The organism is Pseudomonas sp. C9-3, from assembly GCF_032392015.1.
Classification (GTDB): domain Bacteria; phylum Pseudomonadota; class Gammaproteobacteria; order Pseudomonadales; family Pseudomonadaceae; genus Pseudomonas; species Pseudomonas nitroreducens.
In genome coordinates, this window is sequence record NZ_CP135919.1 from 2,775,627 (window position 1) to 2,790,028 (window position 14,402).

The 14,402-nt window shown below is 61.0% G+C and carries 20 protein-coding genes, 4 tRNA genes and 3 pseudogenes; 15 read left to right on the top strand and 12 right to left on the bottom strand.

Translation table 11 applies throughout. The features are described 5' to 3' along the window. Window positions 1–317: 317 nt before the first annotated feature. A complete protein-coding gene (locus RS899_RS12480; protein WP_315810093.1) occupies window positions 318–800 on the top strand; it encodes a hypothetical protein in 483 nt (160 codons plus the stop codon). On the opposite strand, the gene RS899_RS12485 is transcribed toward RS899_RS12480, so the two are convergent. From RS899_RS12485 to RS899_RS12490, 3 genes are all read right to left on the bottom strand, one after another. After that, complete coding sequence (locus RS899_RS12485; RefSeq protein WP_315810094.1) at window positions 797–1,132, bottom strand: HEAT repeat domain-containing protein; 336 nt, start codon at window positions 1,130–1,132, stop codon at window positions 797–799. The two genes, RS899_RS12480 and RS899_RS12485, sit on opposite strands and share 4 nt — an antisense overlap. A 99-nt stretch (window positions 1,133–1,231) precedes the next feature. Next, a complete protein-coding gene (locus RS899_RS30830; protein ID WP_409978062.1) occupies window positions 1,232–1,468 on the bottom strand; it encodes a YceK/YidQ family lipoprotein in 237 nt (78 codons plus the stop codon). Window positions 1,469–1,557: 89 nt separating this feature from the next. After that, entirely contained in the window at window positions 1,558–1,884 is a 327-nt protein-coding gene (locus RS899_RS12490; RefSeq protein WP_315810095.1) for a hypothetical protein, read from the bottom strand. A 76-nt stretch (window positions 1,885–1,960) separates the two neighbouring features. Between RS899_RS12490 and RS899_RS12495 the strand changes: the two genes are divergently transcribed. From RS899_RS12495 to RS899_RS12505, 3 genes are all read left to right on the top strand, one after another. Continuing rightward, window positions 1,961–2,128, top strand: coding sequence for a hypothetical protein (locus tag RS899_RS12495; RefSeq protein WP_315810096.1), 168 nt, complete (start codon window positions 1,961–1,963; stop codon window positions 2,126–2,128). A 148-nt stretch (window positions 2,129–2,276) separates the two neighbouring features. Then, window positions 2,277–2,549: a hypothetical protein gene (locus RS899_RS12500; RefSeq protein WP_315810097.1), complete on the top strand. Its 273-nt coding sequence runs from the start codon at window positions 2,277–2,279 to the stop codon at window positions 2,547–2,549. Next, window positions 2,546–3,097, top strand: a complete 552-nt coding sequence (locus RS899_RS12505) for a DNA cytosine methyltransferase (RefSeq protein ID WP_315810098.1) — start codon at window positions 2,546–2,548, stop codon at window positions 3,095–3,097. Before RS899_RS12500 ends, RS899_RS12505 begins: the two co-directional genes overlap by 4 nt. 477 nt (window positions 3,098–3,574) lie before the next feature. Here the strand turns inward: RS899_RS12505 and RS899_RS12510 are convergent, their stop codons facing one another. Further along, window positions 3,575–3,817 (bottom strand): hypothetical protein, encoded by a 243-nt coding sequence (locus tag RS899_RS12510; protein ID WP_315810099.1) that lies wholly within the window; start codon window positions 3,815–3,817, stop codon window positions 3,575–3,577. A 285-nt stretch (window positions 3,818–4,102) separates the two neighbouring features. Between RS899_RS12510 and RS899_RS12515 the strand changes: the two are divergent. From RS899_RS12515 to RS899_RS12530, 5 genes and pseudogenes are all read left to right on the top strand, one after another. After that, a pseudogene (locus RS899_RS12515) lies at window positions 4,103–4,360 on the top strand (DUF4406 domain-containing protein); the annotation flags it as partial. A 50-nt stretch (window positions 4,361–4,410) separates the two neighbouring features. Further along, a pseudogene (locus RS899_RS30835) lies at window positions 4,411–4,879 on the top strand (hypothetical protein); the annotation flags it as partial. Window positions 4,880–5,237: 358 nt separating this feature from the next. Beyond that, entirely contained in the window at window positions 5,238–5,552 is a 315-nt protein-coding gene (locus RS899_RS12520) for a hypothetical protein (RefSeq protein ID WP_315810100.1), read from the top strand. A gap of 91 nt (window positions 5,553–5,643) precedes the next feature. Further along, the gene (locus tag RS899_RS12525; RefSeq protein WP_315810101.1) at window positions 5,644–5,823 is read left to right on the top strand and encodes a DUF4224 domain-containing protein; all 180 of its coding nucleotides are present in this window, start codon (window positions 5,644–5,646) and stop codon (window positions 5,821–5,823) included. Between the two features lie 32 nt (window positions 5,824–5,855). Further along, window positions 5,856–6,487, top strand: a pseudogene (locus RS899_RS12530) (hypothetical protein). Window positions 6,488–6,569: 82 nt separating this feature from the next. On the opposite strand, the gene RS899_RS12535 reads toward RS899_RS12530, so the two are convergent. The 8 genes from RS899_RS12535 to RS899_RS12570 all read right to left on the bottom strand — a co-directional run bounded on the left by RS899_RS12535 (window position 6,570) and on the right by RS899_RS12570 (window position 11,025). After that, window positions 6,570–6,655 (bottom strand) — tRNA-Leu (locus RS899_RS12535). Window positions 6,656–6,810: 155 nt separating this feature from the next. After that, a tRNA-Cys gene (locus RS899_RS12540) sits at window positions 6,811–6,884 on the bottom strand. 35 nt (window positions 6,885–6,919) lie between these two features. Further along, window positions 6,920–6,995: transfer RNA gene (locus RS899_RS12545), tRNA-Gly, on the bottom strand. Window positions 6,996–7,063: 68 nt separating this feature from the next. After that, window positions 7,064–7,624: a CDP-diacylglycerol--glycerol-3-phosphate 3-phosphatidyltransferase gene (pgsA, locus tag RS899_RS12550; RefSeq protein WP_024767418.1), complete on the bottom strand. Its 561-nt coding sequence runs from the start codon at window positions 7,622–7,624 to the stop codon at window positions 7,064–7,066. A 33-nt stretch (window positions 7,625–7,657) separates the two neighbouring features. Further along, a complete protein-coding gene (uvrC, locus tag RS899_RS12555; RefSeq protein WP_315810102.1) occupies window positions 7,658–9,484 on the bottom strand; it encodes an excinuclease ABC subunit UvrC in 1,827 nt (608 codons plus the stop codon). A 2-nt stretch (window positions 9,485–9,486) separates the two neighbouring features. Beyond that, window positions 9,487–10,131, bottom strand: coding sequence for a response regulator transcription factor GacA (gene gacA / locus RS899_RS12560; protein WP_017517075.1), 645 nt, complete (start codon window positions 10,129–10,131; stop codon window positions 9,487–9,489). 337 nt (window positions 10,132–10,468) lie between these two features. After that, on the bottom strand, window positions 10,469–10,732 hold the full coding sequence (locus tag RS899_RS12565) for a hypothetical protein (protein ID WP_226045085.1): 264 nt from the start codon (window positions 10,730–10,732) through the stop codon (window positions 10,469–10,471). 205 nt (window positions 10,733–10,937) lie between these two features. Beyond that, a tRNA-Ser gene (locus RS899_RS12570) sits at window positions 10,938–11,025 on the bottom strand. Window positions 11,026–11,159: 134 nt separating this feature from the next. Between RS899_RS12570 and RS899_RS12575 the strand changes: the two genes are divergently transcribed. The 6 genes from RS899_RS12575 (at window position 11,160) to RS899_RS12600 (ending at window position 14,321) form a co-directional block, all read left to right on the top strand. Next, window positions 11,160–11,825: a Bax inhibitor-1/YccA family protein gene (locus RS899_RS12575; protein WP_024765156.1), complete on the top strand. Its 666-nt coding sequence runs from the start codon at window positions 11,160–11,162 to the stop codon at window positions 11,823–11,825. A 115-nt stretch (window positions 11,826–11,940) separates the two neighbouring features. Then, a complete protein-coding gene (gene tusD / locus RS899_RS12580; RefSeq protein ID WP_315810103.1) occupies window positions 11,941–12,333 on the top strand; it encodes a sulfurtransferase complex subunit TusD in 393 nt (130 codons plus the stop codon). Further along, window positions 12,333–12,692, top strand: coding sequence for a sulfurtransferase complex subunit TusC (gene tusC / locus RS899_RS12585; RefSeq protein ID WP_315810104.1), 360 nt, complete (start codon window positions 12,333–12,335; stop codon window positions 12,690–12,692). Before tusD ends, tusC begins: the two co-directional genes overlap by 1 nt. Next, complete coding sequence (gene tusB / locus RS899_RS12590; protein ID WP_315810105.1) at window positions 12,692–12,994, top strand: sulfurtransferase complex subunit TusB; 303 nt, start codon at window positions 12,692–12,694, stop codon at window positions 12,992–12,994. Before tusC ends, tusB begins: the two co-directional genes overlap by 1 nt. Beyond that, complete coding sequence (locus RS899_RS12595; protein WP_170860095.1) at window positions 12,991–13,326, top strand: TusE/DsrC/DsvC family sulfur relay protein; 336 nt, start codon at window positions 12,991–12,993, stop codon at window positions 13,324–13,326. The genes tusB and RS899_RS12595 overlap by 4 nt, the downstream gene beginning before the upstream one ends. Next, complete coding sequence (locus RS899_RS12600; RefSeq protein ID WP_315810106.1) at window positions 13,323–14,321, top strand: glycosyl transferase family protein; 999 nt, start codon at window positions 13,323–13,325, stop codon at window positions 14,319–14,321. Before RS899_RS12595 ends, RS899_RS12600 begins: the two co-directional genes overlap by 4 nt. Window positions 14,322–14,402 lie beyond the last annotated feature (81 nt).

The following is a 14,402-nucleotide window of genomic DNA, read 5'->3' on the forward strand; positions in this document are numbered from 1 at the left end:
GGCGGCGAAATCGACCAGCTCGATGGCTTCCTCCCGAAGCCGCGCCCAGCTCGGACTGGGCCGGAGGCCGTAGCGCTTGCGCCGATCAAGAGCCGAGGCGCTAATGGGCTGGTTCTGATCAGCTGTCGCGGCACCGTCGTCAAAAAGAACCGAGCCTATGCTGAGCGCGCCTACCGCCAGCGCGAGGAGTTGGCCAATCGGCTGCGCCCTCGCGCCAGCAAGGGATGCATCGCCTACGCGGCCTTGTTCGATGTCAGCCACAGCATGATCCGAAGCGTGGCCAAGCAGTTCGGCATTCCGCTCGGGAGGTCCAGCTGGTGGCCAAGTCTCAGCAAGAATGCTCAGCGGCCGCAGCGGCGAAGCGCCAGCGCCTGGACGAGACGGAGCTGCGCCATTGTACTCGGGCGATGTTGGAGAACCTGATGCTCTGGCATGGCCTGTTCGGGCTGAGTGAAGCAGTGCAGTTGCTCATCCTGAACACACATGCCCTCGGCGAAGCGGCCTCCGCGAAGTTCTTCAACCGAAGCCCTGCCGGCGATGCGTGCGACGAACTGTTGCGCCACAGGCTACGCCCTGGGCCGAGGAAGGATTTCGCCGAGCTGATGCGCTGGCATGGCATCGAGGAGCAGGCAGAGGCGATACAACTGCTGATCATGCATGCCCATGACCTGGGTCTGGATGGTTCAGCTCCCCTCCTCGCCATCCCGCGCCACGATTTCGCACCATCAGAATGCATGGCGCGCCAGCTCGAAAGGCTCGGCAGGCAAGAGGCTGAACACCTCGACCGGATCAAGGCTTAAGACTCGATGACAGAATCGAGAGATCGACTAAGTCGGATTGCTCGACCAGCAGCTATCGCAGCTGCAGTGCGCAGCTCCAGCGGAAGCGATTCATCGGCAGCCATGAGAACAAGCTTCACCGATGCGGCCTCATTACCGATGAAGCCTAAGCCCTCAGCAGCTGCCACCCGAAGTTCCAGCGGAGCATCGCTGCCCAGAACTTGCGTCACCTTGGCAAAAGCCTGAACGCTTCCTTCATGCCCTAGCCCAGTAACCGCTGCAGCTCTGACCTCAATCGGAGCATCGCTATCTACGATCTTGATGAGCTCTATAACAATCGCCTGCGTAGTCATGGTCCTTCCCCTTTGCGCTAGACACCTTGTCGCGCCCACCGAATCTACCGCATTCAGCAATGAATCAGCCATCCGCTGCACTCGCGGCGCGACGGCGCTCTACCAACCGCTACAGCTGTTTCCAGTGGCCAAGTCGAGAGGCAACAGCACTGTGTCCATGACAGCGGAGAACGGCATATCAAGGAAGATCAGAGGGCCGGCAACATCCCAAGATTTCGCGTCCAGCTGAACCCCCACATAGGGGCATGGACCGAACATGTGCCCCAACGAACTCGCACAGCCATTCGTGCTGAGCACCACAACAGCAAGCCCCATCGCCCTGAACCACACCTTCATATAAGTCCGCTCCTTGGTTGGAGCGGGAACCCTGACGACCAGCACCCCGTGTCGCAATAGGACGTTTCCTAAGTGCGGCGCGGCGGTACTCAGTTACTTTTCAGTGTGAAACGGAGATAGAGCAGTGTCGCCGTCAGAACAACGAGGGTATAGGCGAAGATTTGCCCCCAGAGCACTGCTCTTTGGCGCAACTCAACCTTGGCGCTGAATTCGTCGTTCAGCCGCTTGGCTTCTTCCATCGCAGCTCCACCATTTTTTAAGCCGGCATCCAGCTTCGCCACGAAGGCGACTCTCTCCTCATCAGAGCTGAACACCGCCCTGGGAAACTGCTTCATCAGAACACCACCGACGCCACCGATCAGCACTGCGCAGAAGACCAGCGTGCTGAGCAGCAAAAACGCCTTCACGAACCGCATCACCACCATCCCTAGGCAGCGCAAAAGATCGCCGAGTCTACGACAGCGGCGCGGCAGCGCTCTACCTGGAGAAACCATGAAGCCCACATCGATTCCGCGCATCAAGCGGGTGTCGCTGAATCGCCCGCGCCTGTGTCGTCCGCGACCCTCGGCTCGCAAGATCAACTTCCTGCTCCGGGGCGGGCCGCTAAGCATGGCCTGGCTCTGCCGCCCCGGAACCCTCTGCTTCAGCTACCGCGACTGACGCAGCTACTACGACCAATCAAACAAGTAGATGTCGCTATGAGTACGTTTGCAGTGTTCGGCATGACGCGCGACATGGCGCTGTGTGATGCCCGCAACTCCATCAAGACCAGTCGGCGCCCCCCCCTCTCGGTGAGCAGCCGATCCCGATGACCGAGTGGCTCGCCCTGTGCGAGAAAACAGCAGACCAGGTCATGGCGAGCACTAAAACCAAGCAGCTCGGGCCGCTGCTCTATACCGCTAAGTTCGCCGAGCAGTTCATCCAGGTAGTCCGCAAGACGCTGAAGTGCCGGGACCTACACATCAAGTCGAGGGTCATGCTCACCGATGAGAAGGGCAACCCGATCATCAACAAGAAGACCAAGGTGCCGAAGTTCGGTCGGAGAAAGTTCGATCCAAGCAAGGAGCGGCTTTCGGAATGACTGCCGCGCGCGCCTATTACAATGAGATCAACCCGCACGCCGCCCAGACCCTGCGCAACCTGATAGCCGGCGGCCACATAGCGCCTGGCGATCTCGACGACCGATCCATCAAGGATGTCCACCCCGATGACCTCAAACCCTATACCCAGTGCCACTTCTTCGCCGGCATCGGCATCTGGTCTCTCGCTCTACGTCGCGCCGAATGGCCAGATGAGCTTCCTGTCTGGACTGGGTCTTGTCCGTGCCAGCCTTACTCCAAGGCAGGCAAAGGACTCGGGTTCACTGATGAGCGGGACCTAAGGCCTGACTGGTTCCACCTCATCCAAGAGCGACAGCCTGCAGAAGTCCTTGGCGAGCAAGTTGGTGACGCTATCAAGAAGCAATGGCGCGACCGAAACTATGCCGACATGGAGACGGAAGGTTACGCCCTGGGGCGGTGCGTTTTGGTGCTGACCTTGCCGGGGCGCCAATCGAAAGACGGCGGATCTACTTTGCTGCCCAGCGTCTCGGCGCGCGTATGGAAGGACAGCCGCCAGGCCCGGTTCTGACCCGACTGGACCGTGGGGATGGGGTGGCCCAGAGGATATGCGCGCTATCGCCAACGCTCCGTTCCAGCCAGGAGATCGTTGGCCTCAACCCCTCGTTCGCCGCGTGGACGATGGGCTTACCGAGTGCATGGATCAGCTGCATGCCATCGGGAATGCACTCAACGCAGACGCGGCAACGCTCTTTGTGAGGGCATACATGGGGTCGGGAGGCTGAGCGATGACCTACCCGCCCGCCTTCTTGATCTCATCCACACTTCGGATGTCGTGCTTTTATCGGGCGAGAGCAGATATCAACTCGAATGCACCTTCAGCCTCAACGTTCCGCTGGCCTTCTGGCAGCGCAAGAAGGCGCTCAGCCTTTTCGTAGATGGCATCAAGCGCCTTGCCCCTGGGTTACCAGTCATTCATCTCTCCTTGATCCGGCCCCATACCGGGCCATCCGAACCTACCCCACTCCATGCCATTGCGCCTCTACTGCTAGCCAGTCAGGCGCCCCCGGAGCTTAAAGAGCAACGAGGTGAGCCAGGAGACCGGCGGCATGTGATTGTTGATTCTCTCATTGGCCTCCGTCATCTCCAGCATCAACTGATTCGCTTTCTGCTCAAGATCAGGGTCGTCGCTGCCATTCTCCCCAAGCTCACCTAGAGCGTCGGACTTCGCCTTGAAGTCCGCAATCAGGCGCTGGTGCTCTTCAAGAAACTGCTTCTGCATCTTGTTCATCACCACTCCTTGGCTCGGCTGAATGCCGGTCTCTTCCGAAGCTAGATCAATCAACCATAAGGCGCCAATGCAGCGCGAGGATTCGTCATGCCCAGAAATCACGAAGAGCAGGCCGTGGCCGGCTTCGATCCCGCCACCCGTGAATGCCGCTTCGTCGGCCGGCGCCACCCCGAGGACGTTATCGAAGCCCTGAACCTGGGCTTGGTGCTCGTCACCGTCGAGCAGGCGCGCGAGGTCTTCGACCAGCCCATGGACCGTCTCATTGCCGTGCCGCGCGTTGGACGCATGTACCTCGCCGGCCCCATGACCGGCCTGCCGGGGTTCAACTACCCGGCATTCCACGCCGAGGCCGCGCGCCTGTGCCAGCTCGTCTACCACGTCGAGAACCCAGCAGACGACGGCATGATCGATGACTTCGAGTGGACCGACTACCTGCGCCTGGACCTGACGAAGCTCATCACCTGCCAGGCCATCGCCCTACTGCCGAGCAGGGACAAGTCCAAGGGCGCCCGCCTCGAGTACCACGTCGCCAGCGAGCTGGGCATGCAGGTGTTCACCGCCAGCCAGATCACCGAACCAGCAAGCAGCGCAGCATGGAGGAGCGCTCCATCCTGTTCAACGGGCCAGTGGTCCGCGCAATCTTGGAAGGCAGAAAGATCGTTACGCGCCGGCCAGTAAAGGGCGGTCAGATTCCTACGGAAGACATGTCCACCCCAGCCGGATGGCCCACGCTGGAGCGCAATTGGCCAGAGCCATCCCCGTTATGGGTACTGAGTTTTCGGCGAGAACGAAGCGGAATGCGCCCAGGAACTTGCCGCGCATGGTGTATGCCCCTATGGCGAACCAGGCGACCGCTTATGGGGGCGTGAGACCTATGCCGATATCGGCTGCCGCCTGACCTATCGTGCCGACACTGACGATGGCGCGGATTGCAAGGTGAGCAAGTGAACCCCGGCCATCCACATGTTCCGCAAGGACAGCCGACTCCTGCTGGAGGTCACAGCTGTACGCGTCGAACGCCTGCAGGACATCAGCGAGGAGCAGGCGATTGCCGAAGGCATCCACTACGACTGTCGCCGCTGGCTCCCTTCCGACGAGGGCGGGCCCGCTTTCGTTTGGCCACAGGATGCCTCCAGTACCTGTTCCAGTCGGTAACCGGTGGCGATGAATCCGATGCCAACCCCTGGGTCTGGGTCGTCGAGTTCAAACGAGTGACGCCATGACTCACCCCACCCTCTGCCGCGGCACCGGCAAAGACTCCGAGAAATGCGACCGCCTGCGCTGCAGGCCTGTTCTCCAGGAGCGAGCACCATTCTGAGCTCTCGAAAGCAGCAAACTGCACGATCGACAAAACAGGCAGACCACTGGGGTAGCCTCCATACTCAGTGCATGCGCGCAACCGCAGGGTAAGTGAGGGCATATGAAGAGACTCACCGCGTTGTTCCTGCTTATGACTCTTGCCGCCAGTGGTCAGGCGTCTGACTTCTGCACTGGAGTGGGCCTGTTTGCTCATGCAGGCGCCACATACCGTGACCAGGGCAACACCGAACAGCAAGCGATCGCAGCCGCCGACAAACGTAGCGCTCAGCTCGACCCAGATACTCAGACGATCGTCAGGTACTTCGTACGCTTCGGTTACCGAGGGAATCAATCGCCCGAACAAGCAGACGCCAGTGCCGAGCTGAAATGCCGGCAATTCGAAGCACTCGATCAGCACAAAGACGCGATGAATTAGAACGGCTCCGCGCTGCGCCTCTCCCCTGTACTGAGTCTCCCCCACCCATTTCAACATCGCCGGCCTGAGCTGGCGCGATGAGGTATTGCTCATGGAACCTATCGTCTTCCTCACCCACGAGGAGATTTGCCAGCTCACCGGCGCCCGGACGAAGGCTGGCCAGGTGCGCGTCTGGAAGCAGAATGGGATCAAGCACACCATCGAGATGAACGGATGGCCCTGTGTGATCTCGGCCAACCTTCTGCCGGCGAAAGGTCGCCAGGCTGAATAAACACCGAAATGGACACCACGGAAGGCCAGCTGATGGGAAGACGACCGAAGAAACCAGGCGCGGTCACTCGCCTACGCGAGCGCACTAAGCCCAGCGGAAAGATCTATTACTACTACGATGCCGGCGGCAAGCCTCGGAAAGAGGTACCGCTCGGCTCCGACTACGGCCTGGCGATCATGAAGTACGCCGAGCTGGAGCGGGATCGCAATGCCGACAACCTGGCCGAGAAGGTCGTCACCCTAGCTACGTGTCGGTGCAGTACTTCCTGGACGCGGTGCCGGAGAAGGCCCCCAGCGCCCAGAAGAAGGACGCCCAGTACCTGGTGAAGCTGCTGGAGTTCTTCGACGATCCGCCAGGCCCGCTGGACTCGATCAAGCCCCAGCACGTCTACCAATACATGCGGTGGCGTAGCGACGCGCCGGTCAGCGCAAACCGCGAGAAGGCCCTGCTCAGCCACATGTGGAACTACGCGCGGAAGATGGGCTACACGAAGCTGGCCAACCCCTGCTCCGGGATCAGCGGCAATCCGGAGGCCGGCAGCGACAAGTCGGAATCGACCGGAGACATCCTGAAAGTTCGGGACCAGCTCGGGCACACGACCGTCACCATGACCGAGCGCTACATCCGAGATCGGAAAGGCAAGAAAGTCACGCCGACGAAGTAATTGCGGACCGAATCCGGAATTGCGGACCAAAACGATAGGAGGTAGGCGGAGCGCAACGGCCCGGAGACCGTTGATTTAGAAATGGTGCCCGGAGCCGGACTCGAACCGGCACGCCCAAAGGGCGAGAGATTTTAAGTCTCCTGCGTCTACCGATTTCGCCATCCGGGCGGCAGCGCGTTGCAGCGTATCCGGGCATGCACCCGGAAAGGGCTGGACTATATACAGCCCCAACTCCCCTGCGCAAGTTGCCGAACCTGGCAATTCCCGCAGAGGGCAGTTAAAGAAAAAGCCCTGTAAATCTTCGATTTACAGGGCTTTTCTATTGGAGGCTGAGGTCGGAATCGAACCGGCGTTCACGGATTTGCAATCCGGTGCATAACCACTCTGCTACTCAGCCATAACACGGATGACTCAAGGCGAATCATCAAAATCTGGAGCGGGAAACGAGACTCGAACTCGCGACCCCGACCTTGGCAAGGTCGTGCTCTACCAACTGAGCTATTCCCGCATTGTCGTGTTGACGGGCGCCATTCTAACGATTTGGAAATTCCTGTCAACTCCTTGATTCAAAAATACTTATTTCTCTTTTGGGGTGGTGTTCAGGTGCGGCCATGCAGCCAGCAGATAGTGCAGCATCGACCACAGAGTAAGGATGGCGGCCACGATGAGCAGCGCATAACCCACCAGGACCCAGAAAGTCATCAGCGGCGGATTGGCCAGGAGAATGACCAGCGCCAGCATCTGCGCGGCCGTTTTCCATTTACCCAGGCTGGAAACCGCCACGTGTGCCCTTGCCCCGATCTCCGCCATCCACTCGCGCAGCGCGGAAACGACGATCTCACGACCAATGATGATGACAGCCGGCAAGGTCAGCCACAGATTTGCGTGCTCCTCTACCAACAGCACCAGCGCGGTAGCGACCATCAGCTTGTCTGCCACCGGATCGAGGAAGGCACCGAAGGGAGTGCTCTGCCCCAGCCGCCGCGCCAGGTAACCGTCCAGCCAGTCGGTGGCGGCAGCAAGAGCAAACACGGCACTGGCAGCCAGATGACTGGCCGGGAACGGAAGATAGAACAACAGGATGAAGATCGGAATGAGCAGAACGCGAAGCAGTGTGAGCAGGTTCGGGATATTCATCGGGTCGGAAGGTCTGCGAGTTGAGCCGGTATTCTACTCGCTGTGCAGTGCAGCATAAATCTGCTCTGCCAGCTTTTTGCTGATGCCTGGGGCTTTGGCGATTTCATCGATACTGGCTCTGCCCAATTCCTGCAACCCGCCGAAATGCTTGAGCAGATCGCGCCGGCGCTTGGGTCCGACGCCAGCGACGTCTTCTAATGTGGAGGTGCGCCGCGCCTTGCCCCGCCGTGCACGGTGGCCGGTGATGGCAAAGCGATGCGCTTCGTCGCGGATCTGCTGGATCAGGTGCAGCGCCGGCGAGTCGGCGGGCAAGGTGAATTCGTTCTCGGCATCATTGAGGTACAGGGTTTCGAGGCCAGGCTTGCGAGTGACGCCCTTGGCGACGCCGAGTAGCGTCAGCCCAACCACGGCCAGCTCCTGGAGCACTTCCTGGGCCATCGCCAACTGCCCCTTGCCGCCGTCCACCAGAAGTATGTCGGGCATCTTGCCCTCGCCTTCCTTCAATCGGCTGAAGCGACGGGTCAGCGCCTGGTGCATGGCGGCGTAATCGTCGCCGCCGGTGATGCCTTCGATATTGAAGCGGCGATAGTCCGACTTCAGTGCGCCCTCCGGGCCAAAGACCACACAGGAAGCCACTGTCGCCTCGCCACTGGAATGGCTGATATCGAAACACTCGAGCCGCTGCGGCGGCTCGGGCAGATCCAGCGCCTCCCCCAGCGCATCGAAGCGCGCGGCCATGTGCTGGCGGTTGGCGAGGCGTGCCGCCAGAGCCTGTTCGGCGTTCGTCACAGCAAGTTGCTGCCAGCGGGCGCGCGTAGCTCGCACGCGGTGACTGATTTCCAGCAGCCGCCCACGTGACGCCTCGATGGCGGAAGCCAGGATGGGGAAGTCTTCATGTACGGCATTGACGATCAGCTCGTTCGGCAGATCGCGCTCGTGATGACTGAGGTAGTACTGCCCAAGGAAGGCCAGCAGGACATCGCCCACCTCCTCCTCGATCGCCACCTGCGGGAAGAAGTTCTTGCTTCCCAGCACTCGACCGCCCCGCACGCTGATCAGGTGTACGCATGCGCCACCCGGCGTAACGATGGCCGCCACCACATCGACGTTACCGGTGCCGAACTCCATGCTCTGCTGGTCCTGCACGCGGCGCAGGATCTGCACCTGATCGCGCAGCTCCGCCGCCTTTTCGAAGTCCAGGCGCATCGCCGCCTCTTCCATGTTGGTGGAGAGCTCCTCGGCCAGCACATTGCTGCGCCCTTCGAGAAACATGATCGAGTGGCGTACGTCTTCGGCATACTCCTCCTCGCTCACCAGTCCGACACAGGGCGCCTTGCAGCGCTTGATCTGATATTGCAGACACGGGCGCGTGCGGTTGCGGTAGTAGCTGTCCTCACACTGGCGCACGAAGAAGGCCTTCTGCAGCAACGCCAGGCTTTCGCGAATGGCGCCAGCGCTCGGATAAGGCCCGAAGTACCGTCCTTTGGCCTTCTTCGCGCCGCGGTGAATGGTCAGGCGCGGATACTGATCCTCGCTCGACAGGAAGACGTACGGATACGATTTATCGTCGCGCAGCAGAATGTTGTAGGGCGGCCGCCATTCCTTGATCAGCGTCTGCTCAAGCAGCAGCGCCTCGGTTTCGTTGGCGGTGATGGTGGTCTCGACCTGTGCGATCTTCGCCACCAGGGCGGCCGTCTTTGGCGCCAGGCCAGTCTTGCGGAAGTAGCTGGAGAGGCGCTTCTTGAGGTCCTTCGCCTTGCCGACGTAGAGCAACTTTGCGTCGACGTCGAACATGCGATAAACGCCCGGCCGCCCGCTGCAGGTGGCAAGGAAAGCCGCCGAATCGAACGGTTGCACCATGATCAGTTACTGGCGTCGACCATGCCGTGCCGGACAGCCAGCAACGCCAGTTCGACGTCACTGGTGATCGAGAGCTTCTCGAAGATGCGGTAGCGGTAGGTATTCACAGTCTTGGGCGAGAGGCAGAGCTTGTCCGAGATGCTCTGCACCTTGTGACAGTTGGCGATCATCAGCGCGATCTGGATTTCACGCTCGGACAGCGTATCGAATGGCGATGCGTTCCTTTCCGGCTCGAAGGACTTCAGCGCGAGGTTCTGGGCGATCTGCGGGCTGATGTAGCGCTGGCCGGCAAAAACCTGGCGAATCGCCTGGACCATCTCATCCAGCGCTGCACCCTTGGTGAGATATCCCGCCGCACCAGCCTGCATCAGACGGGTCGGGAACGGGTCTTCCTCGCAAACCGTGACCACCACGACGCGTACGTCGGGCTGGCTGCGCAGCAGCTTACGGGTGGCTTCGAGACCGCCGATGCCGGGCATCTTCACATCCATCAGGACGACGTCAGGCTTGAGTTCACGAGCGAGCTGCAGCCCACGCTCACCGGAGTCAGCCTGCCCAACGACCTGCAGGCCATCGATATCAGCCAGCATGCGGGTAATTCCGGTGCGCACCAGATCGTGATCATCGACCACCAGCACCTTAATCACGCAGCACCCCTTGAGCAGAATGGAATGGTGAGACCCGAAAAGGGACTTCGAACAATTGCCGAACCTTAACAGAAAGCAGCCTTACGACCTAGCTTGGAAGCGGTTCGCCAAAATGCAAGCGCCAGAGATACGTGGCGCAGGAAGGGTAAATGCTGACAGATGCTTGGCGAAGCGTCTAGGACGGCCGTACCGGTAACCTATTGCACTGTAAGAAGCTGGAGCCGTCGTCGAAGTTTTCCATCTGATAGGCGCTATCAGCTCGACATCCATCGCACGGGATTGCCACGCCATATCGGCAACCGTCGGATGACCCATGCCGCCACCGCGCTCGTGCGGCTCAGGCCTCTACGGCATCCAGCAGGGCCCAGGGCTTGTAGCCTGCGGCGCGCGCGGCTTTCTCCGCCTCCAGGATGGCCTCGGTACGGCTCAGCGAACGTGAGCGGTGCTCGAAGCGAAATGCGGGCCCGCTTGCGCCTCGCACACTGAGAACAATCAGGTAACCCCTCATGGGGTTGCTGACTTCCCGAGTGGTTTTCACTTTCTTCGGAGCAACGCCCAGCGCTTCGCGCATCTGCCGCTCGAGATCTTCGACTTGGTTCATTCAGGATTTTCCGGGAAGGGGAACTTGAAGTTTAACTGAGACGATCAGCACCCTACAGAAACATCTATCGGGATGACTGAATTTTCCGATGCCGTTTAACTTGTGCGATGAGTGCAATCCGTAACGGGGAGGCGAGCCCACAAAAAGCATCCCACTCCCAGAAACGCGAAAGCCCCGCAGTGCGGGGCTTTCAACGTTGTAATAGTGGCGGAAGCGTAGAGATTCGAACTCTAGGACAGTTGCCCGTCGACGGTTTTCAAGACCGTTGCCTTAAACCACTCGGCCACGCTTCCACATGAGCGGGCCGCAATATTACCGGATCGCAACACACTGTCAAACTCTGATGATTCAGCGCGCTTTTCCCTCTGTTATGATGAGCATCACTACGGTCATGGATCCGTATCCCGCTTAACAGGAGTGTCACGACATGCAAGAACGGCAATATCTCGACTCCACAGCCGTGGAGCAGAAAGAGGTCAGCGGCGTCCTGCGCAATACCTACGGCCTGCTGGCCCTGACCCTGGCCTTCAGTGGCCTGGTAGCCTTCGCCTCGCAACAGATGCGCCTGCCGTACCCGAGTTTCTTCGTGGTGCTGCTCGGCTTCTATGGCCTGTTCTTCCTCACCGTGAAGCTGCGCAACAGCGCCTGGGGCCTGGTCAGCACCTTTGCCCTGACCGGCTTCATGGGCTACACCCTCGGTCCGATCCTGAACATGTACCTGGGCATGGCCAATGGCGCGAGCATCATTTCCTCCGCCTTCTTCATGACCGCCCTGGTGTTCTTCGGCCTGTCCGCCTACGTGCTGACCACCCGCAAGGACATGAGCTTCCTGTCCGGCTTCATCACCGCAGGCTTCTTCGTCCTGCTGGGCGCCGTGCTGGTCTCGCTGTTCTTCCAGATCAGCGGCCTGCAACTGGCCATCAGCGCCGGCTTCGTGCTGTTCTCCTCGGCGATGATCCTGTTCCAGACCAGCGCAATCATCCACGGTGGCGAGCGCAACTACATCATGGCGACCATCAGCCTGTATGTGTCGATCTACAACCTGTTCATCAGCCTGCTGCAGATCTTCGGCATCATGGGCAGCGACGACTGATCAATACAGCGCCACGGAAAAAGCCCGTTTCGACGGGCTTTTTTCATTTCAGGCGCGGCAAAAAAAGGCGCAGCGCCGTATCATCCTGCGAAAATTCGCCGCCAAGGCCAGCTCCATGAAGTTCGTCATCGCCCTCTTCTCTCCTCCGCACTCGCCAGCCGCCCGGCGCGCCCTGCGCTTCGCCGAAGCTACGCTGGCTGGCGGCCACGAAATCTCCCGACTGTTCTTCTATCAGGACGGAGTGCACAGTGCCGCGGCCAACACCGTGGCCAGCCAGGATGAACTGGATGTTGCGGCGGCCTGGACGCGCTTCGTTGCCGACAACCAGCTTGACGGCGTTGTCTGCATCGCCGCAGCGCTGCGCCGCGGCGTACTGAATAGCGAGGAAGCCAACCGCTACTCCCGTCCCGCCGCCAACCTGCAGGCACCCTGGGATCTTTCCGGCCTCGGCCAGTTGCATGAAGCAGCGCAACAAGCGGATCGCCTGGTCTGCTTTGGAGGCAACTGATGGCCAAGTCCCTGCTGATCATCAGCCGCCAGGCCCCCTGGGCCGGCCCCGCTGCCCGCGAGGCGCTGGATATCGCCCTGGCCGGCGGCGCGTTCGACCTGCCGATCTCGATGCTCTTCCTCGATGACGGCGTGTTCCAGCTGGCACCTGGCCAGCACCCTGCCGGTATTGAGCAAAAAGACCTGCAAGCCAATCTGCAGGCCTTGCCGCTTTTTGGCGTCGAGGAACTCTATGCCAGCGCGCGCAGCCTGACCGAGCGCGGCCTGGACGCCAGCAGCCTCACGCTGGCCGCACAGGTACTGGATGACAACGCCCTTCGCGGCCTGCTGCAAACCCACGACCAGGTGATCACGATCTGATGGCTACCCTCCACCTGCTCTCGCACTCCCCCTTCAATGACAGTCGGCTCGACAGCTGCCTGCGCCTGCTGGGCGCCGATGACGGCATCGTGCTGACCGGTGACGCGGTATACGCGCTCCGCACGGGCACGCAGCCGGCACAGGCGCTGGAGCAACTGCCGGCAAGCAACACCCTGTTTGCCCTGCAGGAGGACCTGCAAGCGCGCGGGCTCGACGCCGTCGCCTCCCGAGTCGACAGCGTGGACTACCCCGGCTTCGTCGAACTCTGCACCCGCTTCGACAAGGTAAACGCCTGGCTATGAGTACCTTATTGGTCAATGGCCAAGCGCTGCCGCTGGACAAGGACGGCTACCTCGCCGACCTGAACGACTGGAGCGACGCCGCCGCCGAAGCCCTGGCGCACAACGAAGGCATCCACCTGACGCCCGAGCATTGGGAAATCCTCCTGCTGCTGCGCGAGTTCTACGGTGAGTTTCAGCTCTCCCCGGCCAACCGCCCGCTGATCAAATACGTAGCCCAGAAGCTGGGCGCGGAAAAGGGCAACAGCCTGCACCTCAACCTCCTGTTCAAGGGCACCCCGGCCAAGCTTGCCGCCAAGCTCGCCGGCCTGCCGAAGCCGACCAATTGCCTATGACCGCCGCCCCGCTCGTCCTGCAGACACCCGCCGAACACCTCTTCGCCCAGTTCGTCCGCATCCTCGGCAAAGGCAAGCGCGGCGCGCGCGGACTGACCCGCGAGGAAGCCCGCGAAGCGCTGGGCCTGATCCTCGACGACAAGGTCGAGGAGGCGCAACTGGGCGCCTTCCTGATGCTGCTGCGGCACAAGGAAGAAAGCGCCGAAGAGCTGGCCGGCTTCACCGAGGCCGTCCGCGAGCGCCTGCAAGCGCCGAAGATCGCCGTGGACCTGGACTGGCCGAGCTACGCCGGCAAGAAGCGTCACCTGCCCTGGTACCTGCTGGCGGTGAAATGCCTGGGCGGCAGCGGCACCCGCATACTTTTGCATGGCGCGGGCGCCCACACCGCCGGCCGTCTTTACACCGAGCAATTGCTCGAGCTGCTGGGCCTGCCGCTGTGCCGCGACTGGAGCGCAGTCAGCCAGGCCCTGGATACCCAGGGCGTAGCCTTCACCCCACTGGTCGACTGGATGCCGCGGCTGCAGCGAATGATCGACTTGCGCAATACCCTTGGCCTGCGCTCACCCATTCATTCCTCGGTGCGCCTGATCAACCCGCTCGGCGCTAGCTGCGTGCTGCAAAGCATCTTCCATCCCGGCTACCAGGCCGTACACCGCGAAGGCAGCCGGCTGCTGGGCGACTACGCCATCGTCATCAAAGGCGAAGGCGGCGAGATCGAAGTGAACCCGGACGCCACTTCGCACCTGTACGGCTGCCGTGATGGCAATGACTGGGACGAAGAATGGCCCGCGCTTTCTCCGCTGCGCCACGTCAAACCGGAAAGCCTCGACCCGCAGCATCTGGCCGCGGTCTGGCGCGGCGACGCAGAGGACGTCTACGGCGAGCTGGCCGTCCGCGCAACAATGGCCCTGGCCTTGCGCGCGCTCGGGCTGCAGCGAGACGAAGCCTTCGCAGAGGCCGATAGACGCTGGACTGAGCGCAACAGATCGATTTAGTCGATAGCTGGAATCCTGTTTTTGCGCTAAACAATCGAGCCAGAGCCGATAGACTGGTCCCATCTTCCCGCTTTCTGGAGC

Coding starts and splice junctions, on each gene's coding strand:
- RS899_RS12485 (WP_315810094.1), bottom strand. CDS start 1,132: ATGACTACGCAGGCGATTGTTATAGAGCTCATCAAGATCGTAGATAGC.
- RS899_RS30830 (WP_409978062.1), bottom strand. CDS start 1,468: ATGAAGGTGTGGTTCAGGGCGATGGGGCTTGCTGTTGTGGTGCTCAGC.
- RS899_RS12490 (WP_315810095.1), bottom strand. CDS start 1,884: ATGCGGTTCGTGAAGGCGTTTTTGCTGCTCAGCACGCTGGTCTTCTGC.
- RS899_RS12495 (WP_315810096.1), top strand. CDS start 1,961: ATGAAGCCCACATCGATTCCGCGCATCAAGCGGGTGTCGCTGAATCGC.
- RS899_RS12500 (WP_315810097.1), top strand. CDS start 2,277: ATGACCGAGTGGCTCGCCCTGTGCGAGAAAACAGCAGACCAGGTCATG.
- RS899_RS12505 (WP_315810098.1), top strand. CDS start 2,546: ATGACTGCCGCGCGCGCCTATTACAATGAGATCAACCCGCACGCCGCC.
- RS899_RS12510 (WP_315810099.1), bottom strand. CDS start 3,817: ATGAACAAGATGCAGAAGCAGTTTCTTGAAGAGCACCAGCGCCTGATT.
- RS899_RS12520 (WP_315810100.1), top strand. CDS start 5,238: ATGAAGAGACTCACCGCGTTGTTCCTGCTTATGACTCTTGCCGCCAGT.
- RS899_RS12525 (WP_315810101.1), top strand. CDS start 5,644: ATGGAACCTATCGTCTTCCTCACCCACGAGGAGATTTGCCAGCTCACC.
- pgsA (WP_024767418.1), bottom strand. CDS start 7,624: ATGAATATCCCGAACCTGCTCACACTGCTTCGCGTTCTGCTCATTCCG.
- uvrC (WP_315810102.1), bottom strand. CDS start 9,484: ATGGTGCAACCGTTCGATTCGGCGGCTTTCCTTGCCACCTGCAGCGGG.
- RS899_RS12565 (WP_226045085.1), bottom strand. CDS start 10,732: ATGAACCAAGTCGAAGATCTCGAGCGGCAGATGCGCGAAGCGCTGGGC.
- RS899_RS12575 (WP_024765156.1), top strand. CDS start 11,160: ATGCAAGAACGGCAATATCTCGACTCCACAGCCGTGGAGCAGAAAGAG.
- tusD (WP_315810103.1), top strand. CDS start 11,941: ATGAAGTTCGTCATCGCCCTCTTCTCTCCTCCGCACTCGCCAGCCGCC.
- tusC (WP_315810104.1), top strand. CDS start 12,333: ATGGCCAAGTCCCTGCTGATCATCAGCCGCCAGGCCCCCTGGGCCGGC.
- tusB (WP_315810105.1), top strand. CDS start 12,692: ATGGCTACCCTCCACCTGCTCTCGCACTCCCCCTTCAATGACAGTCGG.
- RS899_RS12595 (WP_170860095.1), top strand. CDS start 12,991: ATGAGTACCTTATTGGTCAATGGCCAAGCGCTGCCGCTGGACAAGGAC.
- RS899_RS12600 (WP_315810106.1), top strand. CDS start 13,323: ATGACCGCCGCCCCGCTCGTCCTGCAGACACCCGCCGAACACCTCTTC.